This is a genomic window from Lysinibacillus sp. RS10, assembly GCF_041956855.1.
In the GTDB taxonomy this organism is placed as follows: domain Bacteria; phylum Bacillota; class Bacilli; order Bacillales_A; family Planococcaceae; genus Lysinibacillus; species Lysinibacillus xylanilyticus_A.
In genome coordinates this window covers 709,914-735,637 of record NZ_CP167122.1, presented here as the reverse complement: position 1 = coordinate 735,637, position 25,724 = coordinate 709,914, and the positions used below count along the sequence as shown (strand labels likewise).

At 37.5% G+C, this 25,724-nt stretch carries 25 protein-coding genes, 1 tRNA gene and 1 pseudogene; 5 read left to right on the top strand and 22 right to left on the bottom strand.

The genetic code is table 11. The features are described from left to right. Positions 1-25 precede the first annotated feature (25 nt). Positions 26-541, bottom strand: coding sequence for a GNAT family N-acetyltransferase (locus ACB089_RS03780; RefSeq protein ID WP_374965354.1), 516 nt, complete (start codon positions 539-541; stop codon positions 26-28). A gap of 47 nt (positions 542-588) precedes the next feature. Continuing rightward, positions 589-720, bottom strand: coding sequence for a hypothetical protein (locus ACB089_RS03775; RefSeq protein WP_374965353.1), 132 nt, complete (start codon positions 718-720; stop codon positions 589-591). A gap of 367 nt (positions 721-1,087) precedes the next feature. Between ACB089_RS03775 and ACB089_RS03770 the strand changes: the two genes are divergently transcribed. After that, the gene (locus ACB089_RS03770) at positions 1,088-1,687 is read left to right on the top strand and encodes a hypothetical protein (RefSeq protein WP_374965352.1); all 600 of its coding nucleotides are present in this window, start codon (positions 1,088-1,090) and stop codon (positions 1,685-1,687) included. Between the two features lie 200 nt (positions 1,688-1,887). Here the strand turns inward: ACB089_RS03770 and ACB089_RS03765 are convergent. From ACB089_RS03765 to ACB089_RS03725, 9 genes and pseudogenes are all read right to left on the bottom strand, one after another. After that, positions 1,888-1,995, bottom strand: a pseudogene (locus tag ACB089_RS03765) (hypothetical protein); the annotation flags it as partial. A 142-nt stretch (positions 1,996-2,137) separates the two neighbouring features. After that, complete coding sequence (locus tag ACB089_RS03760) at positions 2,138-2,632, bottom strand: DUF6241 domain-containing protein (protein ID WP_374965351.1); 495 nt, start codon at positions 2,630-2,632, stop codon at positions 2,138-2,140. A gap of 290 nt (positions 2,633-2,922) precedes the next feature. Next, positions 2,923-3,204 (bottom strand): site-specific integrase, encoded by a 282-nt coding sequence (locus ACB089_RS03755; protein WP_374965350.1) that lies wholly within the window; start codon positions 3,202-3,204, stop codon positions 2,923-2,925. Between the two features lie 157 nt (positions 3,205-3,361). Next, positions 3,362-4,657, bottom strand: a complete 1,296-nt coding sequence (gene eno, locus ACB089_RS03750) for a phosphopyruvate hydratase (RefSeq protein WP_374965349.1) — start codon at positions 4,655-4,657, stop codon at positions 3,362-3,364. Positions 4,658-4,659: 2 nt separating this feature from the next. Continuing rightward, positions 4,660-6,201 carry a 2,3-bisphosphoglycerate-independent phosphoglycerate mutase gene (gene gpmI, locus ACB089_RS03745; RefSeq protein WP_374965348.1) on the bottom strand — a complete coding sequence of 514 codons (1,542 nt, stop codon included), beginning with the start codon at positions 6,199-6,201 and terminating at the stop codon, positions 4,660-4,662. Beyond that, the gene (tpiA, locus tag ACB089_RS03740) at positions 6,194-6,955 is read right to left on the bottom strand and encodes a triose-phosphate isomerase (protein WP_068986837.1); all 762 of its coding nucleotides are present in this window, start codon (positions 6,953-6,955) and stop codon (positions 6,194-6,196) included. The genes gpmI and tpiA overlap by 8 nt, the downstream gene beginning before the upstream one ends. A gap of 21 nt (positions 6,956-6,976) precedes the next feature. Further along, a complete protein-coding gene (locus ACB089_RS03735) occupies positions 6,977-8,161 on the bottom strand; it encodes a phosphoglycerate kinase (protein WP_374965347.1) in 1,185 nt (394 codons plus the stop codon). Between the two features lie 417 nt (positions 8,162-8,578). Next, positions 8,579-9,595 (bottom strand): type I glyceraldehyde-3-phosphate dehydrogenase, encoded by a 1,017-nt coding sequence (gene gap, locus ACB089_RS03730; RefSeq protein ID WP_374965346.1) that lies wholly within the window; start codon positions 9,593-9,595, stop codon positions 8,579-8,581. A gap of 122 nt (positions 9,596-9,717) precedes the next feature. Then, complete coding sequence (locus tag ACB089_RS03725; protein ID WP_374965345.1) at positions 9,718-10,752, bottom strand: sugar-binding transcriptional regulator; 1,035 nt, start codon at positions 10,750-10,752, stop codon at positions 9,718-9,720. 381 nt (positions 10,753-11,133) lie between these two features. Between ACB089_RS03725 and ACB089_RS03720 the strand changes: the two genes are divergently transcribed. Next, entirely contained in the window at positions 11,134-11,313 is a 180-nt protein-coding gene (locus tag ACB089_RS03720; RefSeq protein WP_374965344.1) for a hypothetical protein, read from the top strand. Positions 11,314-11,445: 132 nt separating this feature from the next. On the opposite strand, the gene ACB089_RS03715 is transcribed toward ACB089_RS03720, so the two are convergent. The 4 genes from ACB089_RS03715 to ACB089_RS03700 all read right to left on the bottom strand — a co-directional run bounded on the left by ACB089_RS03715 (position 11,446) and on the right by ACB089_RS03700 (position 17,534). Next, positions 11,446-11,568 carry a hypothetical protein gene (locus ACB089_RS03715; RefSeq protein WP_263297453.1) on the bottom strand — a complete coding sequence of 41 codons (123 nt, stop codon included), beginning with the start codon at positions 11,566-11,568 and terminating at the stop codon, positions 11,446-11,448. Positions 11,569-12,020: 452 nt separating this feature from the next. Then, complete coding sequence (locus tag ACB089_RS03710; protein ID WP_374965343.1) at positions 12,021-12,257, bottom strand: glutaredoxin family protein; 237 nt, start codon at positions 12,255-12,257, stop codon at positions 12,021-12,023. Positions 12,258-12,427: 170 nt separating this feature from the next. Next, on the bottom strand, positions 12,428-14,701 hold the full coding sequence (locus ACB089_RS03705) for a prolyl oligopeptidase family serine peptidase (protein WP_374965342.1): 2,274 nt from the start codon (positions 14,699-14,701) through the stop codon (positions 12,428-12,430). A 559-nt stretch (positions 14,702-15,260) separates the two neighbouring features. Next, positions 15,261-17,534: a prolyl oligopeptidase family serine peptidase gene (locus ACB089_RS03700; RefSeq protein ID WP_374965341.1), complete on the bottom strand. Its 2,274-nt coding sequence runs from the start codon at positions 17,532-17,534 to the stop codon at positions 15,261-15,263. A 214-nt stretch (positions 17,535-17,748) separates the two neighbouring features. Between ACB089_RS03700 and ACB089_RS03695 the strand changes: the two genes are divergently transcribed. Next, complete coding sequence (locus ACB089_RS03695) at positions 17,749-18,363, top strand: spore coat protein (RefSeq protein ID WP_374965340.1); 615 nt, start codon at positions 17,749-17,751, stop codon at positions 18,361-18,363. Between the two features lie 58 nt (positions 18,364-18,421). Here ACB089_RS03695 and ACB089_RS03690 read toward each other — a convergent pair whose 3' ends face one another. The 4 genes from ACB089_RS03690 to ACB089_RS03675 form a co-directional block, all read right to left on the bottom strand. Beyond that, complete coding sequence (locus tag ACB089_RS03690) at positions 18,422-19,144, bottom strand: amino acid ABC transporter ATP-binding protein (protein WP_068985961.1); 723 nt, start codon at positions 19,142-19,144, stop codon at positions 18,422-18,424. Then, positions 19,141-19,845 (bottom strand): amino acid ABC transporter permease, encoded by a 705-nt coding sequence (locus tag ACB089_RS03685; protein WP_374965339.1) that lies wholly within the window; start codon positions 19,843-19,845, stop codon positions 19,141-19,143. The genes ACB089_RS03690 and ACB089_RS03685 overlap by 4 nt, the downstream gene beginning before the upstream one ends. Before the next feature lie 241 nt (positions 19,846-20,086). Then, positions 20,087-20,890 carry a basic amino acid ABC transporter substrate-binding protein gene (locus ACB089_RS03680; RefSeq protein WP_374965338.1) on the bottom strand — a complete coding sequence of 268 codons (804 nt, stop codon included), beginning with the start codon at positions 20,888-20,890 and terminating at the stop codon, positions 20,087-20,089. A 504-nt stretch (positions 20,891-21,394) separates the two neighbouring features. Then, positions 21,395-21,469: transfer RNA gene (locus ACB089_RS03675), tRNA-Arg, on the bottom strand. Positions 21,470-21,927: 458 nt separating this feature from the next. Here ACB089_RS03675 and clpP point away from each other — a divergent pair. Both clpP and ACB089_RS03665 read left to right on the top strand, forming a co-directional pair. After that, positions 21,928-22,509, top strand: coding sequence for an ATP-dependent Clp endopeptidase proteolytic subunit ClpP (clpP, locus tag ACB089_RS03670; protein ID WP_068985964.1), 582 nt, complete (start codon positions 21,928-21,930; stop codon positions 22,507-22,509). Between the two features lie 55 nt (positions 22,510-22,564). After that, entirely contained in the window at positions 22,565-23,299 is a 735-nt protein-coding gene (locus tag ACB089_RS03665; protein WP_374965337.1) for a hypothetical protein, read from the top strand. Positions 23,300-23,336: 37 nt separating this feature from the next. Here the strand turns inward: ACB089_RS03665 and ACB089_RS03660 are convergent, their stop codons facing one another. The 3 genes from ACB089_RS03660 to yvcK all read right to left on the bottom strand — a co-directional run bounded on the left by ACB089_RS03660 (position 23,337) and on the right by yvcK (position 25,723). Further along, positions 23,337-23,594, bottom strand: coding sequence for an HPr family phosphocarrier protein (locus tag ACB089_RS03660; protein ID WP_068985967.1), 258 nt, complete (start codon positions 23,592-23,594; stop codon positions 23,337-23,339). Between the two features lie 114 nt (positions 23,595-23,708). After that, entirely contained in the window at positions 23,709-24,656 is a 948-nt protein-coding gene (gene whiA, locus ACB089_RS03655) for a DNA-binding protein WhiA (protein ID WP_368637119.1), read from the bottom strand. Between the two features lie 71 nt (positions 24,657-24,727). Then, positions 24,728-25,723, bottom strand: coding sequence for a uridine diphosphate-N-acetylglucosamine-binding protein YvcK (gene yvcK, locus ACB089_RS03650; protein WP_374965336.1), 996 nt, complete (start codon positions 25,721-25,723; stop codon positions 24,728-24,730). Between the last annotated feature and the right edge of the window lies 1 nt (position 25,724).

The window sequence follows — 25,724 nt, the reverse complement described above, 5'->3', positions numbered from 1 at the left end:
TTAACCACGAAAGACTGTCTCTTTTTTATACTGTGCTTCTATCTAATGAAAAGAGTCTTAGTTCTTCTTCATCATTCGAAAGTTGGACTAATCTCTCAAACTTCAAGCCTACCTTTTCGAGTAACTTTGCTGAAGCGTAATTATCTTGAGTTGTGATCGCTACAATACGCTTTAGTCCTAGTGTATCTAGACCATATGATAATACTGCTGAAGCGGCTTCATAGGCGTATCCTTTTCCCCAATACGTAGGGAGAAAAGCGAAGCCAATATCCACATCTTCTAGCGAATCTCTTTTAACTAAACCGCAAATTCCAAGCGGGATATTATCTTCTTTTCTTTCAACTAAATAAAAACAGAAGCCAGATTTCTCATACATGTTAATTGAATTCAATATATATTCACGTGCATCCTCTACTGTTCTCACACCACGATCACCAATGAACTGCAGCCACGAAGGATCATTCACTAGCTCAAGGATAAAATCCGCATCCTCTGTTGTTTGTAAGCGAAGCGTGAGTCGTTCTGTTTCAAGAACTTTCATAGTTTCCACTTTCCTTTCAGTATTGTATTCTCCATTTTCTAGGATCATCACCATAACGTGTGGTTGATTTCCGTTCCAACTGGGCGCTTTCCTGGGGGCGTCCGATGAGCCGCTTCACTCGCTAAAGGAACGAAGGCTAAGTTCGTCACGTCCTGTGACAATGCCTTCGTGACCAACATCGTGTTGGCCTCAGGGTCTCATCTGTGACGCTAATCCCCAAGGAGTCGCCCAGTCTCCACTCCAATCAACTAATATACAAAGCATACGTCTTAACAAATGTCATCCACAACTTTTGGTGATGAGCCATTTTCTAACCTTTTTAACTATATAATAACGGGCGAACAACTGCACTTGCATAGCTCTGAAACTAGAAAAAGTAAATCCAATTTCACTGGGTCATCTAAAGATGGACAAACGAAAAAAATGCATCCATTCCGTTAAAAGCAGTACAAGGTTCACTTACAATATTTGCCGAATAATAATATATAAAATAAGTTGCCTTCATTAATAAGGGGCAGTCAATTCATAAAAGGCGAGGTTGATGTATTGAGAAAAATTTTTAGTATCGTATCAACATTACTTTTGTTATTGCTTTCAGGTTGTGCTAATCAAAAGGATACAGAGTTAGCGACTATTTCAATTAACACGGATTCTGAATATGTGACTACTTTTGAAGAATTACATTTAGGGATAGTATTCGACTTTGATTTCAAATTAAATAATGCCGATAAAAATTGGGTTGACCTTTGGGTTGAAAGTTACAAAGATGGACAATTGGAGTCTAAATCATTAATCGCACTTTCCTATGGGCTAAGTCCAAAGAAAGTAGAGGAAGGTAATATAGGACTTGGCATCATCAATGCTGACGATAAATCTCTTGCTTTTCTTTATGGGCCAAGTGTTAAAACAACTCCTCAGAAAATCGACAAATCTCAATCTGTTGCTAGTATTAGTGGATGGGACTATGCAATTGGAGATGAAACAGTAAAATTAGAATTAAATGAAACCTATTTACTGGGAGTATACAGAGAATCAAAAGGAAACTCTATACGAACATACGACTTACAGGACGAGATTGAAGTAAAAAAAATGATAGATGATGACCATCTTGTCTATTTATTAAAATTAAAAATAACTGAAAAGTAAACCTAATTTCAAGGGCATATACGGTGCACTTTAATTATAGTGGGGGTTTTATCCTGCCAGAGCAGTTCTCTTAGGGACTCTCGCTCTTTTCTGCCCTACCTTCTTGGATAACCCGAGCAACAAAAAAATCGCCTCAAAAGTATTTGTATACCTTTGAGGCGATGTCCGTGAAGCTACTGAATAATAGCAGCTAACCATGATTATTTTAAATTATAGAATGACTTTAAACCAAGGTACTCAGCTGTTGCACCAAGTTGATCTTCCATGCGAAGAAGTTGGTTGTATTTAGCTACGCGGTCTGTAGTGCTTGATTCATTTCAACTCAAACCTTGATTTATCAGCCTTTCTTGAACAATTCTCTGATTTATAAAGTTATGATATTACATAGTTCACATACTACCGAATATTAATAATTCAATCCATGTTGTGTTAATTCACATTATAACAACGCTATTTATCATATAAGTCATATGTTAAATTGTGTTCTACATATTCTTTTTCTTCCTCGTCAGTCAATAAACGAGTTGCTTTTCCTGAATTTCTTGACTCGTCACCTCCTTGCATCTCCCAAATGGAATTGTGGTCATCAATTGCTTGAGAAAAATCACCTTTCGACCATCTCTCCAATATTGAAATGTAAAGTTCTTTATATTTATAATCGTTCATTTTGACAACAGCTAACAATCGGTCAACTTTAGCCTGTGTTATTTGCGTGTGACCCCATTTTACTTTAGCTTCAACTTTTTGATGAGACATGCTATGAATGGCTTCGTTCACTTTGTGCTCTATTAAATTGTTAGGATATAACAATTCTTCTTTTGTAACAATTTTATCTTCAAGCACTACTCCGTCATGTTCAACAGTTGCTTTTTCTTTTTCGGGAGCAGGTTTGTCTATTTGATTACTGAATTTGATGTAACCAAAAATCCCTCCAAAAATGACCAATACTTAATACATCTGGTAACTGACGTGTTCAGTAAACTCATCAAGTATCTGCTAGGAACAGTGTTCCGAGCAGGTCAACATACCAATGCAAACGATATGAAACGCAGTGAATCACAAGCGCTTGAAATATTAGTTCAAAAAGAATTGGGATCGCGTGGATACTTAAAATAATTGAAAATTAATATTCAAAAAAGGTGAATTGTCAAATGAAGAAAGATAACACGAAGCGAATTTTCGAACCAGAAATGGTGTATTACCTATTTGCTAATGGTTGGTGCGTGCCATGATGTTTAACGTGACATACTCTTCTGCCACCAAATACGGTAAAACGACCTCAACGATTTAATTACAGTGTTAATGTAAGTCGCCTTTTTATCAAGATTTAATTGATGTTGAATATATTTTTTTACATGAACTGTAGAAACGTCTTCAATTTCATTCACCTCATGAAACTCGTCCAAATATTGAATGAAGTGAGTTGTATTGTAATTATAAGTTTCTGTTGTTCTGCTTGAATAATTTTTAATCTGTAATTCGAATGTAAATTCTTTCAACAAATCTTTAATGAGCACAAAAAAACCCCCAATCTATAAGTGTTTATCACACTTATAAATCAGAGGTTGAAACAATACATAAGTATTGCTAAATTTACTTAAATGTACAACATAGTTCAGCTTGCTCAAAAAAGCCGTATATTACTAAGTTCAAAAGCATTTTCGCTCAAAAATATTACTTTTTAAGGTTATAGAAAGATTTTAAACCAAGGTACTCAGCTGTTGCACCAAGTTGATCTTCAATGCGAAGAAGTTGGTTGTATTTAGCTACGCGGTCTGTACGAGATGGAGCACCTGTTTTAATTTGACCAGCGTTTGTAGCCACTGCGATATCAGCAATAGTTGCATCCTCAGATTCACCAGAACGGTGTGAGATAACGGCTGTGTAACCAGCGCGTTTTGCCATTTCGATCGCTTCAAATGTTTCTGTTAACGTACCGATTTGGTTTACTTTGATAAGGATTGAATTGCCAACACCTTGCTCAATACCAGCTGTTAATTTTTTCGTATTTGTTACGAATAGATCGTCGCCTACTAATTGTACGCGAGCGCCAATGCGATCTGTTAATAATTTGTGTCCAGCCCAGTCGTTTTCGTCTAAGCCATCTTCAATTGAGATGATTGGGTATTTATTTGTAAGCTCTTCGTACCAGTCAACCATTTCTTCAGAAGTTTTGACAACACCTTCACCATCTAAGTGATATTTGCCATCTTCTTTATTGAATAATTCAGATGAAGCAACGTCCATTGCAAGTTTTACTTCTTCACCTGGTTTATAGCCAGCTTTTTCGATTGCTTCTAAAATTACAGTAATGGCTTCTTCATTAGAACCAAGGTTTGGAGCGAAACCACCTTCATCACCTACAGCTGTATTATAGCCTTTAGCTTTAAGTACTGCTTTTAAGTTGTGGAAGATTTCAGCACCCATACGTAATGCATGACGGAATGATTCTGCGCCTACAGGCATTACCATGAATTCTTGAATATCTACGTTGTTGTCAGCGTGAGCGCCACCATTTATGATGTTCATCATTGGTACTGGTAGTTGTTTTGAGTTAAACCCACCAAGGTATTGATAAAGAGGTACATCTAAATAATCTGCCGCAGCATGTGCAACTGCCATCGATACACCTAGAATGGCGTTGGCACCTAATTTACCTTTGTTTTCTGTGCCATCTAGCTCGATTAAAGCTTTGTCGATCACTACTTGGTCAAGAACAGAATAGTTATCTTCTAACTCTTCTGCAATGATTGTGTTTACATTTTCAACTGCTTTTAATACACCTTTACCTAGGTAACGTGATTTGTCACCGTCGCGTAATTCTACTGCCTCGTATTCACCTGTAGATGCACCTGATGGCACGATAGCGCGACCAAAAGCGCCTGATTCTGTAAATACTTCAACTTCTACTGTTGGGTTCCCACGTGAGTCTAAAACTTCGCGCGCATAAATTTGTGTAATAAATGGCATAATTAATTCTCCTCTTTTTCAATTAATGATTGTCCTGTCATTTCAGAAGGTTGTGACACCTCTAATAATTCTAACATGGTAGGCGCCAAATCGGCTAAAATGCCACCATTTCTTAACATTAAATTTGGTTTTGTCACAATTACTGGAACAGGATTTGTTGTATGAGCTGTCATTGGCTCCCCTACTAAAGTAAGAACTTCATCAGAGTTACCATGGTCAGCTGTAATAATAGCTGCGCCACCTTTTGCAAGGAGTGCATCTACTACTTTACCAAGACATTCATCGACTACTTCAATGGCTTTAATCGTTGGCTCTAACATTCCACTATGCCCAACCATATCTGGGTTAGCGAAATTAAGTATGATCCCATCAAATTTATCAGCCGCAATCTCTGCAAGCAATGCTTCTGTTACCTCGTAGGCACTCATTTCAGGCTTTAGATCGTATGTTGCAACCTTTGGGGATGCAATTAAAATACGCTCTTCACCTTCAAATTTCTCCTCACGACCACCACTCATAAAGAATGTCACATGAGGATACTTTTCTGTTTCTGCAATACGAAGCTGTGTTTTACCATTAGAAGCTAGCACTTCGCCAATCGTATTTTTTAAGTTGTCGTTTGCATAGGCAACTTGAGCATTTACTTCATCACTATAATGTGTGAATGACACAAATTTTAAATTTTGTGGATGTTTCGCTGATAAAGCAAAACCATCAAACTCACTATTAGTAAATACTTTTGACAGTTGAATGGCACGATCAGGACGGAAATTAAAGAAAATAACAGCGTCGTTATCGTCAATCGTTGCCACTGGCTCCCCATGCTCTTGAATGTTAAATGGAATGACAAATTCATCTGTTACATCACGCTCATATGATTCTGCGACACCACTTCTTGCACTGTCAGCTGTTTGACCAACACCATCCACTAGTACATTGTAAGTAAGGGCTACACGATCCCAGCGTTTATCACGATCCATCGCATAGTAACGACCATGAACGGAAGCGAATTGACCTACGCCAATTTCCGCCATTTGTTTTTCTGTTTCTTCAATATATTCTAAAACAGTTTTTGGTCCAACATCACGACCATCTAAGAAACCATGTACAAATACCTTGTCTAAACCTTGTTGTTTAGCAAGCTTTAATAGTGCAAACATATGCTCATAATGGCTATGTACGCCACCATCTGAAAGTAAGCCCATAACATGAAGCTTCGATTGATGCGCTTTAGCATGCGCTATTGCATCCAAAAATGCTGTATTCGTAAAGAAATCCCCCTCACGAATCGATTTGTTTAAGCGTGTTAAGCTTTGATAAACAATACGCCCAGCACCGATATTCAGATGTCCAACTTCAGAATTCCCCATTTGACCATCAGGTAAACCTACCTCTTCACCTGCCGCAGTTAATGTTGAGTGCGGGAACTCATTCCAAAAACGATCGAAATTAGGTTTGTTTGCTTGTGCTACTGCATTCCCGAAAGTTTCATCACGAAATGCAAAGCCATCTAAAATAATTAAAGCTACTGGCTTTTTAGGCATTTGCTGCCGCCTCCAATAATGTTAAATAAGATTCTGGTTGTAAGCTTGCACCACCGACTAAAGCGCCGTCGATATGCTCTTTTGATAATAATTCCTGAATGTTTTCAGGTTTTACGCTACCGCCATATTGAATGCGTACTGCATCGGCTGTTTCAGCGTTATATAATTTTTGAACGACTGCACGAATTGCTCCGCATACTTGGTTAGCATCTTCTGCAGTAGCCGTTTTACCCGTACCAATTGCCCAAATCGGTTCATAGGCGATTACCATATGCTCCACTTCTTGTGCCTCAAAACCAGCAAGAGCCGCTGTAATTTGACGAGCAACCTTTTGTTCTGTAGTTCCCGCTTCACGTTCCTCAAGCGTTTCACCACAGCAAATAATTGGTACGATATTATGTGCAAGTGCTGCAGCAACCTTTTTATTGATTGCTTCATCTGTTTCATTATAGTATTCACGACGTTCAGAGTGTCCTAAAATAACATAGTCTACTTCCACACTTGCTAGCTGTGCTGGACTAATTTCTCCAGTGAATGCACCTTCGTTTTCATAATGCATCGTTTGTGCGCCAATGGCTAGCTCTGATTCACTAGCAACCTGCACAAGTGTAGGTAGATAAAGTGCTGGTGCGCAAACAACAGCGTCTACTTTATCGTTTGAAGGGAGTTTGTCCTGTACAGCATCGACAAACTGGATCGCCTCTTCAAATGTTTTATACATTTTCCAGTTACCTGCAATAATTGGTTTACGCATCGTTTTGCCTCCCAAATTGTTTTATTTATCGTTTAATGCCACAATTCCTGGAAGCTCTTTACCTTCCATTAATTCAAGTGATGCACCGCCACCAGTTGAAATGTGGTCCATTTTATCGGCAACTTCAAATTTTTCGACTGCTGCTGCAGAATCTCCACCGCCGATCACTGTATAACCAGTTGTTGTTGCCATTGCGTCAGCTACAGTTTTTGTACCATTCGCAAATTTATCCATTTCAAAAACACCCATTGGTCCATTCCAAATAATTAATTTAGAATCTTTAATAACCTCAGCATAATTCGCAGCTGTTTTCGGACCGATATCTAAGCCCATCCAATCAGCTGGAATCGCATCTACACCTACAATTTGAGTTTCTGCATCTTTTGAAAATTCATTTGCGACAACTGCATCGACTGGCATATGTAATTGCACGCCTTTTTCTTTCGCTTTTTCAATAAAGGATTTTGCTAGGTCGATTTTATCTTCTTCTAATAAAGATTTACCGATATCGTAGCCTTGCGCTTTAATGAATGTGAATGATAGACCGCCACCGATAATTAGGTGATCTACCTTTTCTAATAAGCTTTCAATAACACCAATTTTATCTTTAACTTTGGCACCACCGATAATTGCTGTAAATGGTCGCTCTGGGTTAGATAATGCCTTACCTAGCACATCTAATTCCTTTTGCATAAGGAAACCAGAAACAGCTGGTATGTGCTTTGCAATTCCTTCTGTTGACGCATGTGCACGGTGAGCGGCACCAAACGCATCATTCACATAAACATCCGCTAATTTTGCAAATTGCTCTGCTAATGCTGGATCATTTTTCTCTTCGCCAGCGTGGAAGCGTACATTTTCAAGTAGAATCATGTCGCCATTTTGCATGTTTGCAACAGCTTCTTCTACAACTTGACCAATTGACTCATCTAATTTAGTAACAGGTTTAGCCATTAATTCAGCTAGACGAACCCCTACTGCAGTTAGGCGCATATCTTCTTTTACTTCACCTTTTGGACGTCCTAAGTGAGAGGCTAAAATTACTTTTGCACCTTGCTCAACCAAATATTCAATTGTAGGGATTGCTGCTCGAATACGTGTTTCGTCAGTAATCACACCATCTGCCATCGGTACATTAAAATCAACACGTACAAATACGCGCTTGCCTTTTACATCAATATCTTTCATCGTCTTCTTGTTTAACATGAAGAAACCCCCTTCAAAGTTTTTAGTCGTGAACTCCTTGGATTCACCCATCTTGGCTCCTCACATCATTCACTAACTTATACTGTATTAGATAAAATTATTCGGTCTATCATCATTTTGTTGAATTGATCCTATTCGACAAGCTTTAAAGCTAATATCACCCAACTATTGATAAAGTACCCTTTTACTTGTTTTTAATAGTAGCAAAAGTCTTGTTCGATGTCTTGCATTAGCATAACCATTCATGAGAAAAGCACACTTACTTATATAACGTATAAAAAAAGAGTAAGGGTAAATTTCCCTTACTCTCATTACCCTTGTATATTATATCTTTTAGATATTATAAAGGCTATACTTTTTGTGCGTAAAAAGCGGTATTATGTCACACTTTTTACTTCAAATGTCGAATTATGATACTTATTTATGATCTAATCCTTTTTCTGCGATATATAAAGCTAAGTCCATTAATCGAGTAGAATAACCAATTTCGTTATCATACCATGCTAGAACCTTCACCATACTATTTTCTAATACCATTGTAGAAAGTCCATCTACAGTTGAAGAGTTATGGTTACCATTGTAGTCAATTGAAACTAATGGTAGTTCGTTATATCCTAAAATACCTTTAAGCTCGTTTTCTGAAGCTTCTTTTAATGCAGCATTAATCGATTCTTTTGTTACTTCTGATTTTAGCTCTACTACTAAGTCAACACATGACACGTTTGGTGTCGGTACACGCATAGAGAAGCCATCTAATTTACCTTTTAATTGAGGTAATACTTTTGAAACCGCTACTGCCGCTCCCGTTGTTGTTGGAATCATTGACACTGCACCAGCACGTGCGCGACGTGGATCAGAGTGCGGGAAGTCAAGGATACGTTGATCGTTTGTGTAAGAATGAATTGTCGTCATCATACCGCGCGCAATACCGAATTTTTCATCAAGTATTTTAGCTACTGGTGCTAGGCAGTTTGTTGTACAAGAAGCGTTTGAAATAACGTCATCTGTGTCTGGGTTATAGTCCTCGTGGTTAACACCCATTACAAATGTCGGCATGTCACCCTTCGCTGGAGCTGAAAGAATTGCTTTTTTAGCACCTGCTTGAATATGCTTGCCTACCTCTTCCATTGAGCGGAATCTACCTGTACATTCAAGTACTACATCTACACCTAGCTCACCCCAAGGTAAATTAGACGGATCTTTTTCAGCATAAACTCTAATATTTTGTCCATTTACTACAAAAGAATCGCCTTCTGCATAAACATCAGCATCGTAGATACCGTGTACTGAATCATATTTCAATAAGTGTGCAAGCTGACCAGCATCTGTTAGGTCATTTACTGCAACCACTTCAAATTCATCGTGTTTCAATGCTTCACGAAATACTAATCGTCCAATACGTCCAAATCCATTAATCGCTAATTTTAATGCCATTGTCAATTCCTCCAATAATGTTTAAATTATAGATTTTGCTTTTATCCTCATTCAGAGGGTGTTATTGCACCCGCTGAGCTACGAGTTACCTATTACTTTTTCCATCTCTAAAGATGGTGTATTCATTTATAAGAAGGTAATCCTTCAGCGATCGCTTTTGCAGCTGCCTCATCCGTTATAAAAATTGTTTGCTTTGGTGCTACCTTAAAGTACGATAGCATGGCCTTCACTTTTTGTTGACCGGCAGCAACTGCAATGACTTGCTTACTTCTTTGAACTTGCTCAAGCTGAATACCGATTGTTCGAATTCGATGTACAATTTCGCCTTCCGCATTGAAATAATAGCCAAATGCTTCACTAACTGCTCCCTTTTCTTCGAGAATCCGCAAATCCTCAGGTGATGAATTACGACGAACAGCCATTTCCTCTGCCGAGCCAATACCATGAATGACACAATCTGCACGATCATAATAATCCATCATTTCAGTTACCATTGGCTCTGTTAACATCGCTTGATAAGCCTGCTCACTTAAATGCTCAGGTAAAAACAAGGTACGATATTGTGCATCCATCTGCATGGAGAAGGTCGAGACAAGTGTATTAGCTTGCATTTGCATTTCATGTCCAATGCCTCCACGTGCAGCAACAAATGTAATGTTGTGTGTATCAGCTGGATGTAAGAATTGCGTGATGGATGCAACCGACTTTCCACCCGTAACAGCTACTATCTGACCATCAAAGCTTGTTGATATAAATTGATGTGCCGCCTCTTTTCCAAGCAATGTTAATACCGTATCGTCTTCATTGTAATCACCTGGAACAACAATTACGCGCTGTAAGCCAAAATGATTTTCCAGAAATTTAGCTAGCTGTGTAAGACCAGACCATTCATAGACTAGTGCTCTTAGTTTTTCAATAACTACTTCACCGTCGTCTGTACATACCATACCCGATTTTAGAGAATCTAATAACCCTTGCTCACGTAAAATATCCGTTTCTTTACGAATTTCTCGTTCGGTCATTTTAAGTGAATCTGCAAGTGTTCGACGCCCAATTGGCTGCATTAGCTGAACTGTTTGCAAAATACGATATCTTGATTGAAGAAGCGGATATATTTCTGGAAGTAGCTTTTGCTGTGCCTCAGGTACAGATAACATATTCATCTACTCCCTTTTTGATAATGATGGGTTAAATTTTGTCCCACTGTATAAAATTGTGTCCCACTTATAGTTTCATTATAATACGCATGAAAATAAAGAGCAAGTAAATGCTATGTATTGGCATAAAGAATTATTAAAATCATAGTGACCTATTTGCGCGTATGTTAGGGTTCATTGGAATGAGGATTCTTTAACTGGTGTCATAAAGTAGCCCTTCGGCACAACGAGCGGTTGATTTCCGTTCCGACTGGGCGCTTTCCTGGGGGCGTCCAGTCTCCACTCCAATCAACCATTTACACTTATTATGTCACTCTAATTTATAGTTATAAAACGAAACTTCAACAATGTTTTTTGTGCGAAAGAGAAGCGACAGCAACAATGTTTTTTGTGCGAAAGAGAAGCGACAGCAACAATGTTTTTTGTGCGAAAGCGAAGCGACAGCAACAATGTTTTTTGTGCGAAAGCGAAGCGACAGCAACAATGTTTTTTGTGCGAAAGCGCAATGCTAACGTAGCGGCAGCAACTTGTTTATCAGCTCGATGTTCGTCCACAGCATAGCTAGTAGCTCAGAACGGAAATCATCATCATTTAAAGCGTCACAACGTTCACAAAGATTTCTTTATCATTTTGTTTTTCCACATAATAAAAACTCGTAACCAATTTAGACATGGCTACGAGTTTTTAGTTAGCTTATTTTGTGAAAGATAATATGGCGTTTTTCTTAAATCCACCTAAAGCTTTTGTTGCTTCATTTTTATTTGTGTATTCAAAAATACGAACGTCCTTTTTCTCAAATACTGTAATAACCCACATCGTAAAATCTCCCTTCAAATATGTTTATGTTTTTGTAATATAACAACCACTAAAATCGTGATACTTTTGAAAACTGTTTTATAACAACCTCTTACTTGATTCCTATTCTACTCCGATTTTTATAAAAATAAAGCCTAATGTGAAGGTCTTCACAAACTGTTCAAATTCATAACGCTTTCATTGAACAATTTGTGAATTGTGGTTTTTCCCCCTTAAGATTTGGGTACAGTAACAAAAAAAATTCCGCTCCTTCTTCACGCCACATATGTAGCAGAAGAGATGCGAAATTTTTAGGAAAGGTTTCATTCACTTTATATTTTGCTTCATTAAATGAGCGATTTGCTGCTCATTTGTATGTTTGATTTCTTCTAACTTTTGTATAACTAATTGCTGCCTTTTATTTGAATGATTCTAAAAGCCACTGGTATGTACATTAGCAAATTCCCCCTTTGTTATTCGCTACACAAATGCTCCATGAGTGTTGCATAATCCAAATTGCCGTACTGTATAACTTGCCCATCCTTTTCTACTACTGGAATCATTAACATATATTTTTCATGTATGCCTTCATCTTCTTCAATGTCAATGATTTCAATATCGAAATCATTATCCTCCTGTACAAGCTTTAATGTATGCAGTCCCTCTACACATAATCCACAATTAGCTCGACTAAAAAATTTCACGTTCACTTACAGCACCTCCATAAAGTAATAATAAAACGAAACAATTATCTATAAGTAAGATACTGTAATTCCCCCTTACTTGCCAACTCTCTTATTAGTATTAATCCCTTATGATAAGGCCTCTAACTAAAAAAAACTGTGCAAGAAACTTACTTCCTGCACAGTCTTCTCGCATATTATTTTTTTAAATGACTATCTAAGAATTTAATCATTGCATTATAGAATTCAATACGGTTTTCTTCATTTCTGAAGCCATGACCTTCATTGTCCTTCAGCATATATTCGACGTCAACGCCTCTTGCACGTAATGCCTCAACGATTTGATCAGATTCAGCCTTATTGACACGTGGGTCATTTGCGCCTTGTGCTACAAATAATGGCGTTTTAATTTTATCCACATGGAAGACAGGTGAAGCTGCTGTTAATAGCTCTTTATCCTTCTCCGGATGCCCTACGCGCTCATAAAGTTGGTCACGCATTGTTTCCCAATATGGAGGAATTGTATTTAATAATGTAAAGATATTCGATACACCTACATAGTCAACTGCTGCTGCATATAAATCTGGTGTAGTCGTGATACCAGCTAACGTTGCATAACCACCAAATGATGCACCGTAGATTCCGATGCGTTCAGGGTCTGCAATACCTTGGTCGATTGCCCATTGTACACCATCTGTAATATCATCTTGAATTTTTAGACCCCATTGCTTATTACCCGCTTCTAAGAATTCTTTTCCGTAACCCGCAGAAGAACGGAAATTCACTTGTAGCACGGCATAACCACGGTTTGCTAGTAATTGCACTTCTGGATTAAAGCCCCACATATCGCGTGCCCACGGACCACCATGTGGATTGACGATCAGTGGTAAGTTTTTAGCCTCTTTGTTTTTCGGTAAAGTTAAATAACCGTTAATCGTTAAGCCATCTCGACTCTTATAAGAGATTGGATGCATTTCTGCAAGCTCCTCTGGGTTTAACCAAGGGCTTAATGTAGCCATTTCTGTTAATTCATCTGTTGTTGAATCATAGTAATAATATTTCCCGTAAACAGTGTCACTAGAAACGCTAACAATGAATTTTGTCATCTCTTTGTTGTAATCATTGATGCCTAATTCACTTTCAGGCACTCCTAATTTGTTTTGGATTTTACGGAATAGTTTTTCAAATTCCTCGTCAAAGAATTGATAATGTAGCTTATCTGTTACATATGCCCCATACAATACTTTATCTTTCTCAGCATTATATAATACACTTGATACATCCACTTCTGAGTTGGACATAATTACTTCTTCTTTACCTTCTAAATCATATTTAACCACTTCTACTTTATCTCTTCCTTTATTAGAAGTAGCGTAAATATATTTATTGTCTTTGGAGAAACTAAAAGGACTTACATCATCCCCGGCTTCTATTTCAATTAATGGCTTGAATTCATCTTTTTCTGAATCACGATAAAGGACCGTTCCTTCTACACCGTCTGAAACTACTGCCACTCGAACATTGCCATCACGATCTGCTAACCAGCTACTAACATTACCTGGATTTTTAGCAACGTGTGTTGTTTTACCAGTCTTCACATTCAGCTTGTACACATCAAAGACTTTGGCATCTTCTTTATTCATCATAATAAGGATTTCGTCTTTAACGCCCTCTAAACCACTTAGTAACCCAACTGTTACATTTGGATAAGGTGTTAAATCCTTTTCCTCATTACCATTAAATGATGTTGAATAAATGTGGAAGTTTTCATCTCCACCTTTATCCTTTACATATAGTAAATTATCATCTTTCCAGAAAGATCCACCGATATCGCGATCCGTTGAGCTAGATACACGTACTGGCTCGCTATCGTCATTCATTTTTTTCACGAAAACATTTGAACGATTTTCCCATTCAGCATTATACGTAATGTAATTACCATCTGGTGAAAGTGAATAGCCAAAGTTTCCTGGATTTTTCACGAAATCTTCAACGGAAATTTCTTTCACACCTTCATTATTCACACCGTTTTTCACAGCTTTAGCATTGTTTAAAATTTTCACTGCATCTTGTTTAGAAATCGTTTCACTATTTGAAAGACCGTTAAATAAACCAAGCTTATTGGCTTTTTCCTGATACTCAGCAAGGGTTGCTTCTTTTTCCTCTTTATCTAAGGCTCTTACTAAAATACGTGCTGCTTCATCACGTTTAATTTTCGCACTTAAATCTTTTAATTCTTCACCTTTTACCCACTGATCAATAATTTGCTGGCGCATTGTTTGTGATCCATGTTGGTATGTTAGTGCTGTTACAGTTAAATCTAGAAACTCCTTAGCAGATAAACTTTCCTCTTTTACTTCTACTTGACTGCTAGTTTCATTGGCAGCGCGCACTTCCTGCATAGATACAGGAATGACAACAGATGTTGTTAAAATAACTGCTAATGATGCTGATAAAAATCTTTTTTTCAAAATGATTCCTCCTTATATCAGTCTGCGTTATATCATTTGTCAACACAATGAAATTATAACAACTTTAGCATTTTTGTCAATTAATGGGTTCGATAATTAAAAGAAATCAAAGCGATTAAGAACAAGAGATATCCTGAACCCCTTGCTTTTGGATATTGTTTTAAATTTCCATGATCTGTGTATTCAATAACCATATTTTATTTCATTTTTACTTAATGCAAAATGTTCATCTTTGTGATCACCAGATGTTACACTTCCATCTTCCTCTTTAACACTCAAAATATAGCATTAATTTTAAAATTTATAAAATCAATATTTGTTTATTTTGGAACACGTTTTGATAATCTATTGTTGTATTTGGACAACCGTTGTTACTAAAGAGCCCGAAGCAAAAGCAAACGCTCCGCCACTTTTGCCTGAGGGATCGAAGCGATGTAGCGCTTTAGCCTAGACGAAAATTACGCCCTTGGTTACCCACAACTTAAAAATCTATAGTTTCCTTAACAACTAGAAAAAGACTGTGTAAGAAGCTTACTTCCTGCACAGTCTTTCTTTTGTATTATTTTTTTAAATGACTATCTAAGAATTTAATCATTGCATTATAGAATTCAATTTTGTTTTCTTCATTATGGAAGCCATGACCTTCATTTTCTTTCAGCATGTACTCTACATCTACGCCTCTTGCACGTAATGCTTCAACGATTTGATCAGATTCAGCTTTATTGACACGTGGGTCATTTGCACCTTGAGCTACAAATAATGGTGTTTTAATTTTATCCACATGGAAGATAGGTGAAGCAGCTGTTAATAGCTCTTTATCCTTTTCTGGATGACCTACACGTTCATACCACATGTTACGCACTGTTTCCCAATATGGAGGGATTGTATTTAATAATGTAAAGATATTCGATACACCTACATAATCAACTGCTGCTGCATATAGATCTGGTGTAGTCGTGATACCAGCTAACGTTGCATAACCACCAAATGATGCACCGTAGATTCCGATGCGTTCAGGGTCTGCAATACCTTGGTCGATTGCCCATTGTACACCATCTGTAATATCATCTTGGATTTTTAGACCCCATTGCTTATTACCCGCTTCAAGGAATTCTTTTCCGTAACCAGTTGAAGAACGGAAATTCACTTGCAGTACTGCATAACCACGGTTTGCTAGTAATTGCACTTCTGGATTAAAGCCCCACATATCTCGGTACCATGGACCACCATGTGGATTAACGATAAGTGGTAAGTTTTTAGCCTCTTTGTTTTTCGGTAAAGTTAAATAACCATTAATCGTTAAGCCATCTCGACTCTTATAAGAGATTGGATGCATTTCTGCAAGCTCCTCTGGGTTTAACCAAGGGCTTAATGTTGCCAATTCTGTCAATTCATCCGTTGTTGAATCGTAGTAATAATATTTTCCGTAAACAGTGTCGCTAGCAACGCTAACAATGAACTTTGTCATATCTTTGTTGTAATCATTGATGCCTAATTCACTTTCAGGCACACCTAATTTGTTTTGGATTTTACGGAATAATTTTTCAAAGTCCTCATCAAAGAATTGATAATGTACCTTATCTGTTACATAGGTACCGTATAATAATTTATCTTTATCAGCACTATATAATACGCCTGTTACATCCACTTCAGGGTTGGACATAACTACTTCTTCTTTACCTTCTAAATCATATTTCACTACTTCTACTTTGTCTCTTCCCTTATTAGAAGTTGCATAGATATGTTTATTGTCTTTAGAGAAAGTAAGTGGCATTACTTGTTCCCCTGCTTCGAACTCTATAAATGGCTTGAATTCATCTTTTTCTGAATCACGATAAAGCACCGTTCCTTCTACACCATCTGAAGCAACTGCCATACGCACATTGCCATCACGATCCGCTAACCAGCTAATAATATTCCCTGGGTTTTTAGCAACATGTGTAGTTTTACCAGTCTTTACATTCAGCTTGTACACATCAAAGACTTTGGCATCTTCTTTATTCATCATAATAAGGATTTCGTCTTTAACGCCCTTTAAACCGTTTAATAATCCAACTGTTACATTTGGATATGGTGTTAAATCCTTTTCCTCATTACCATTAAATGATGTTGAATAAATGTGGAAGTTTTCATCTCCACCTTTATCCTTTAGATATAGTAGATTATCATCTTTCCAGAAGGATCCAGCGATATCACGATCTGTTGAACTAGATACACGTACTGGCTCGCTATCATCATTCATTTTTTTCACGAAAACATTTGAACGATTTTCCCATTCAGCGGAATACGTTATGTAATTACCGTCTGGCGAAAGTGAATGACCAAAGCTTCCTGGATTTTTCATAAAATCTTCAACGGAAATTTCTTTCACGCCTTCATTATTTACACCGTTTTGCATTTTTTTTGCATTATTCAGAATCTTAACTGCATCTTGTTTAGAAATTGTTTCACTATTTGAAAGACCGTTAAATAAACCAAGCTTATTGGCTTTTTCTTGATACTCAGCAAGTGTTGTTTCTTTTTCCTCTTTATCTAAGGCTCTTACTAAAATACGTGCTGCTTCATCACGCTTAATATTGGCACTTAAATCTTTTAATTCTTCACCTTTAACCCATTGATCAATAATTTGTTGACGCATTGTCACTGATCCGTGCTGGAATGTTAGAGAAGTGACAGCTAAATCTAGAAATTCCTTAGCAGATACATGTTCCTCTTTTACTTCTACTTGACTGCTAGTTTCATTGGCAGCGCGCACTTCCTGCATAGATACAGGAATGACAACAGACGTTGTTAAAATAACTGCTAATGATGCTGATAAAAATCTTTTATTCAAATTTTCTTCCTCCTTATATCAGTTCACGTTATATCGCTTGTCGATACAATGAAAATTATAACAATTATAGTCTTTTTGTCAATAATTGAAAATATTTAAAGAAAAATTTCCTTTTAAACCAATGAAAATGTGAATTGCACATATACCGTATGAAATTTGTTTAGAACGACATACTAAATACTGCAATAAACTATGACATTAAGGAGGCGTTTTTTTGTCACAATCGTTTTACAATGAACCATCTAACCAAACATCATTCAACCAACAGCACAGCCTGAATCATGGTGGACATGAAGTAATGGACATGCATGAAACACTTGGCGAAATCATTGCTGGTATGAATCAATCTATTCTTTTACGACCTCAGGTTAAGGACACTGAGTTACTTAGCATTTTGGATCGCCAATATAATTTCACATTAGGCATGTATAACACAATTGTGGAGTCATTTAAAACTGGTCATGATCCATCTGTTCCTACAGGTCGTTATCAAATGGAAACAGGGCATGATTTTAAATTCGGCTTAAACCCTGGACAGCCAAAAAAGCCTATGCAAAATGCGAGTGAGATTAATGATGAAGCAATTTCTGGCTTCTTACTTGGTGCTCAAAAAGGCGCGGCAAAATGTATGACTGCGGCTGCAACAGAAACGACAAACCCTGTCGTTCGTCGTGTTGTTGCAGATAGTATTCCCAACTGCATCGAAATGGCATACGAATTATCTATTTTCCAAAATAAGCATGGCTATTATCAAGTACCTCAATATTCTCAACAAGATATGCAAACGATGCTTAATTCATTTGACACTACAAAAAATCCTCTTCATTAAATACAAAAAGAGCAGTCCCTATTGTGATGAAAAATCACTAGGGATTGCTCTTTCCTTATTAAAGTACTTTTCCTAAAAAGGCTTTTGTTCGTTCATTTTGTGGGTTACTGAAAATTTCTTTAGGTGTTCCCTCTTCAACAATATAGCCACCATCCATGAAGACAACACGATCGCCAACTTCACGAGCAAAGCCCATTTCATGTGTAACAACAATCATCGTCATTCCTTCAGCGGCTAGATTTTTCATAACATCTAACACCTCTTTTACCATTTCAGGGTCAAGTGCAGAAGTAGGTTCATCAAATAAAATAGCTTTTGGCTTCATTGCTAAAGCACGAGCAATGGCAACACGTTGCTGTTGACCACCTGAAAGCTGTTCAGGATAGTTATAAGCCTTACTATCAAGACCAACCTTTTTCAAGAGCTCATGTCCGAGTGCTTCCGCTTCCGGCCTTCCCATTTTACGGATTTGCATTGGCGCCATCGTCACATTATCAATAACAGTCATATGTGGGAATAAATTAAATTGCTGAAACACCATCCCCACTTCAGCTCGAATCGCATTAATATTTGTTTTTGGATCATTAATTTTGACATTCTCGATATAAATTGCACCATCTGTTACTTCTTCTAGCATATTGATGCAGCGTAAAAATGTACTTTTCCCCGAACCTGAAGGACCAATAACACAAACAACTTGCTTTTCTTGTATTTCATAATCAATACCCTTTAATACTTCCAGCTTGCCAAAATATTTGTGTAAATTTTCAATCTTAATCATCGTGCTTCCCGCCCTTCTGCCTTACGAGGGACATAGCTATTACTAAATCGTTTTTCAATAAATGCTACAACCTTTGTTACACCATACGTTAAAATTAAATATAATAAGGCTGCAACAATATATGGTTCCCAGAAACGGAAGCTAGCACCTGCTACTACTTTACTTGCATATAAAATATCGGGAGCCGCAATAACGGTTACTAAAGATGAATCCTTTAATAAGGCGATAAATTCATTGCCTAGCGGCGGAATCATACGTCTAAAAGCTTGGGGTAAAATAACTTTACGCATCGCTTGGTTATGCGTTAAGCCAAGAGAACGAGCTGCCTCCATTTGCCCTTTAGCAATACTTTGAATGCCCGCACGGAAAATTTCTGCATTGTATGCCGCACAATTTAAAATAAGTGCCGTAATCCCTGAAACCATATAGCCTAATGAATGTCCAAAAATTGTCGGTATCACCGCTAAGTGAATTAATAAGATTTGCACGAGCATCGGAGTCCCACGGAATAAATCTACATATAACTTACATGGCCAATAAATCCATTTTTTATTTGATAATTTTCCAAGACCTAAAAATAACCCTAAAAGAATTCCTCCAAAATAACCACTAAGTGTTAAAACAAGCGTCACGCCAATACCACGTATAAACATATCACGGTAGTTCCAGACTGTGTCCCAGCGTAAGTCAAAGATGTCCATCCGAAAACCCCACTTCCCCTTTAAAGTTAGTCCAAAAAATCAATTTCGCCTTGGTGTAATTGTGTTTTGAATTGTGCCTAGACCTTCACGAAGGCCGACACGAGAACCTCATACTCATTCATCCTGCCACCTTCAGAGGTGGGAGTCTTCTGTAGCTGACGCTTTGCTTTCGCTACAGAAGACATTTGCTGAATGAAAATAAATGAGCCGCTAGCATAACTATACTAGTGGCATCATGCATTTATTTTTTTTCCTTAAATTCTGTGCCTGTAATTTCTTTTAATTTACCGTTTTCTTTAATTTTTTTCAGACCTTCATTTAGTAGGTTTAACAACTCTGTATTCCCTTTTTGAACCATAAACCCATAATATTCTTTTTCAAATGCATCATCTTCTATTACTTTAAGTTTTTCGTTTGGATGTGCCTTAATATATTCATACACTACCGCATTATCACCAATTGCTGCGTCTACGTTTCCGTTTAGCATCTCTTGAATAGCGATTGGTTGACTTTCAAACGCCAAAATATTCGTACTTGATTCCCCTTGAAGCTTTTTAGCAGCTTCGTGTCCAGTCGCATTAATTTGTACTGAAATCTTTTTATCTTTTAATTCAGCTAATGATTTAATCTTTGAATCTTCCTTTACAACGATTAATAATTGAGATTCATAATATGGCTCAGTAAAGTCAAATGACTCTTTACGCTTTTCATTAATTGTTATGCCAGATGCACCGATATCTGTTTCACCATTTTTAATCGTTTGGAATACAGGCTCCCAACCAATGTTTTGCCATTCCACTTCAAAGCCCATTTCATCAGCAATTGCTTGTAAAATATCGACATCAATTCCTACAACATTTCCTTTATCGTCAAGTGATTCAAAAGGCGCAAAGGTAGCTTCTGTTCCTACCTTATAAACTTTTTTACCATCTTCACCCGCAGATGGCTCACTACCAGATGATGTCTTTTCTTTAGCACCACAGCCAGCTAGAACTAGTGCAAATGCTGCCACGATCATTAGTATCATCGATAAACTTCTTTTCATAGTATTTTCCCCCTTATTCAATTACCTTCCCGAAACATATTTTATTATTTATTAATTCGGAAATGTTAGACTATTAGGTCAATTATAGTGACATTATTCACTTTAGACAACAACAATTCGCATAAAAGTAATTGTTTTTTCATAAAAATTAATTTCAGTTGGTTTTTTTTAGTAGAAAACGGTATGAGTGAACAAAAATCTAATCTAACTTGTATATTTATACATATTTGAACTATGCCAAAGATAGATATATTTTGGCAAAAAAAAAGAATCCCCTCAGATAGGATTCTTTTTTCCGACTAGTATACTAGTCTTCACGTACGGTATGTTCACTAAAAAATAATTTGGAGTTGTTGCTTTTTTGAAGGTTTGAAAGGAACATATATGGGAATAATGCTACTAAGCAGAATTTCCACTATTTTCCCCTCATTCTCCAGTAAGCAGGCTGCTAAACTACTTATTAGGAGAATTGAGCTATAAATGTAAATCAAATAATCAGTAAAATGGCGCCCTCGGAGGGAATCGAACCCCCAGTGCAAGAACCGGAATCTTACGTGTTATCCATTACACCACGAGGGCAATTAGACACAAAAAAAAAGTACTCACTCAAAGGCTTTCCAAAAAGCATGTTGTAGATAATCCTCATTTGAAGCATACCTGCAAAATAGTGTACTGTACTTTAACTTATGACCTTATCAATTATACAAACGTATTGCTCATAATTCAACTATAGAATGCAAAAGATTTTAATTTTTTTTAGGGTCTTCATCAAAATATGTACTTGACTATCCATTTCACTACAGGAGAAGGCTTTCCTTGGCGTGACCTAAGCCTCCTTGGCGCTTACACTTCGCTACATCAACCATACTGTTTTAGTCATGAACAGTTTTCAGTATTGGCTATTTATTTAATTTCACTTTAGCAGGTTTAATATTTGACCTTCCCTGACTATAATGTGTATGATAAGGATACAGCTGAAACACAATGGATGTTATCAGCAAAAGTATTCGAATTTAGTTTTTTAAGGAGGATTTAACATGAATTTAATTCCTACAGTTATTGAACAAACAAGTCGTGGTGAACGTGCTTATGACATCTATTCACGACTACTAAAAGACCGTATTATTTTATTAGGAAGCGCGATTGACGACAATGTAGCTAACTCAATTGTTGCACAGCTTCTATTCCTACAAGCAGAAGATCCAGATAAAGATATCTTTCTTTACATCAACTCACCAGGCGGATCAATCACTGCTGGTATGGCAATTTATGACACAATGCAAATTATCAAGCCACAAGTACAAACAATTTGTATTGGTATGGCAGCATCTATGGGTGCTTTCCTACTTGCTGCTGGTGAACCTGGTAAACGCTTCGCATTACCAAATGCCGAAGTAATGATTCACCAACCTCTTGGTGGTGCACAAGGTCAAGCAACTGAGATTGAAATCGCTGCAAAACGTATTTTATTCTTACGCGAAAAATTAAATGGCATTTTATCAGAACGCACTGGTCAACCGCTTGAAGTAATTTCAAGAGATACAGATCGCGATAACTTCATGACTGCTGAACGTGCAAAAGAATACGGCTTAATCGATCAAATTATGGAACGCAAATAAAAAAATCAAAGGCATCCCAGATTATTTCTGAGATGTCTTTTTTTATTCGACATCCATGTATGTATGGTTTGATGGGGTGATCCACCACTTTGGCGGTTCTATCCACCATTCTGATGGTTCTACCCTATATTTGACTTTTCTTTCCGTCGCTTCAGCCTTTCTTTCCATCATTCAGGCTCTTCTTTCCGTCGCGGTTTTTTCTTTCCGTCTCTTCGACCTTTCCTTCCGTCGCTCCGGCTCTTCTTTCCGTCGCTTCAGCCTTTCTTTCCATCATTCAGGCTCTTCTTTCCGTCGCGGCCTTTTCCTTCCGTCGCTTCGGCTCTTCTTTCCGTCGCTTCAGCCTTTCCTTCCGTCGCTCCAGCTCTTCTTTCCGTCGCGGTTTTTTCTTTCCGTCTCTTCGGCTTTTCTTTCCGTCGCTTCAGCCTTACTTTCCGTCGCGGTTTTTTCTTTCCGTCTCTTCGACCTTTCCTTCCGTCGCTCCGGCTCTTCTTTCCGTCGCTTCAGCCTTTCTTTCCATCATTCAGGCTCTTTCCGTCGCGGCCTTTTCCTTCCGTCGCTCCGGCTCTTCTTTCCGTCTCTTCGACCTTTCTTTCCGTCGTTTCGGCTTTTCTTTCCGTCGCTTCAGCCTTTCTTTCCGTCGCTTCATCTCTTCAATCCATCTCTTTGGCTTTTCTATCCGTCGTTTCGGCCTTTCTTTCCGTCGACCTATCCTTACTTTCCATCATTTTGGCTCTTCTTTCAGGACTTATTTGTTCTGTGCAAAAACGCAAAAAAACTGCCCAGCATGTAAGTTTTACTGCTTGGACAGTTTTCGCATTATGGGTTTTTTAATCTTCTTCTTCGATTAGTGCTGCCAATGCTGTAACCGCTTGCTCAGCATCGTTACCATCACTACTAAGGACAACCTCTGTTCCTTTTGCAATAGCTAAACTCATTACACCCATAATGGATTTAGCATTTACTTTTTTCTCTTCTTTCTCAAGAAAGATATCTGCGCTAAAACGATTTGCCTCTTGTACGAATAGCGCCGCTTGTCTAGCTTGTAGTCCTAATTTTAATTTTACATGGACTCTTCTCTCGGTCATTCTTCAAACTCCCCTTTACTACCGTTCATTTTATTAGTTTTATCTTACCTCACTTACTAGCAAAAGAACAATACGCGATTACACATGACATTCATACCTGAAAAGTATGAAAATTTAACTATCAATTTTTTCACCACGTCTTAATGCATCGGCAATTTCATCGATTTTCCTTAATCGATGATTGACACCTGATTTACTAACCGTTCCACTTGATACCATCTCACCAAGTTCTTTTAGGGTTACATCTTGATATTCTACTCGTAATCGTGCAATTTCACGAAGCTTTTCAGGCAATTGATCTAGGCCTATCGAATTTTCAATAAAACGAATATTCTCTACCTGTCGTAATGCTGCACCTATTGTTTTATTTAAGTTTGCTGTTTCACAGTTAACAATGCGATTAACACTATTCCGCATATCTCGCAATATGCGAACGTCTTCAAATTTCATCATAGCTTGATGAGCACCTACAATATTAAGAAAATCAGAAATTTTTTCCGCTTCCTTTAAATAGGTTACAAAGCCTTTTTTTCGTTCAATTGTCTTTGCATTTAGCTCAAATTCATTCATCAAATCCATTAAAGCCTCGCCATGCTCTTTATATAATGAATAAATTTCTAAATGGTAGGCTGATGTTTCTGGATTATTGACAGAACCACCTGCTAAAAATGCGCCTCGTAAATACGCTCTTTTTTGGCCACCCTTTTTTATGAGCTCTCGAGAAATAGTATGATTAAATTGAAAATCGTCTGAGATGATTTCTAAATCGATTAGTAGCTCACGCGCACCTTCTCTTACACGGCAAATGTATACGTTATTTTTTTTCAAACGCATTTTTTTTCGAACAAGTAACTCTACATTATATGGATACAGCTTTTTCATAATCGTATAAAGTCTTCTTGCGATTGCAGCGTTTTCCGTTTGTACGTCTAAGCTTAACTGTTTATTAGCAAAGGATAATGAACCATTCATACGAATTAGGGCAGATACTTCTGCTTTCATACAATGATTGTCTGCTTCTACTTGGGTTAATTCCTTCTTAGTTTCAGAAGCAAAAGACATATCAAGCCCCCCCTTTCCTATCAACCTTTAGTTCTATGTATATGTCCATCTTATCATATACAAATAGCGCTTTATGATTCTATAATTGGTTCACTTACATTTTGCTTATAGATATTTGCGTAATCTACGAGCCATTTTGCAACGTTTGCTGCATTATGACGAACCGTCCCATCTTTGCGAATCGTGGCAATATCTCGTTTAATAACCTCTAATCCCATACTTTCAAGCTTTGCAACGTCAAATGTTACTGGCTCCGCACATTCTTCCTTATAAAGCTCTTCTACAGGATGAGGTAGTTTTACATCATTGACTAAAATAGAATCAATAAAGGAATCTCCAACATGTTTGTATATAGCTTGCACATGGTCACCTGCTGTATAGGAAATCGTTTCACCTTTTTGAGTCATTAAATTACAAACGTATATTTTTCTTCCTTTAGCCTTTATAACGGCTTCACCAATTCCTTTTACAAGAAGGTTTGGAATAATACTTGTATATAAACTTCCCGGACCAATTAAAATATAGTCAGCACGATTGATTGCTCGAATTGCCTCTGGTAACGGTTGCACGTTTTCAGGCACTAAAAAAACACGACTCAATCGTTTTTTAGCCATTGGAATTTTAGATTCACCTTCAATTATTGAACCGTCCTCTAGCTCTGCATGTAAATTTATCTTTTTGTTGGCTGCTGGTATGACGCGACCATGGACCTTTAAAACCTTTCCCATTTCACTAATAGCATGGTTAAAATCTCCAGTAATTTCCGTTAAAGCAGTCAACATTAAATTCCCTAATGAATGTCCACGTAAATCTTCTGATGCTGAAAATCGATATTGAAACATTTGCTCTACAAGTGGCTCAACATCCGATAACGCAGCAATAACATTACGAACATCACCAGGTGGTGGAATATCATAGTCATCCCGTAAGCGTCCTGAAGAACCACCGTCATCAGCTACTGTCACAATTGCAGTAATATCAAATGGGTGGTGCTTGAGCCCTCGTAGTAAAGTAGAGAGCCCTGTACCACCACCTATTACAACAAGCTTTGTTCGCTTCTTTCCCATT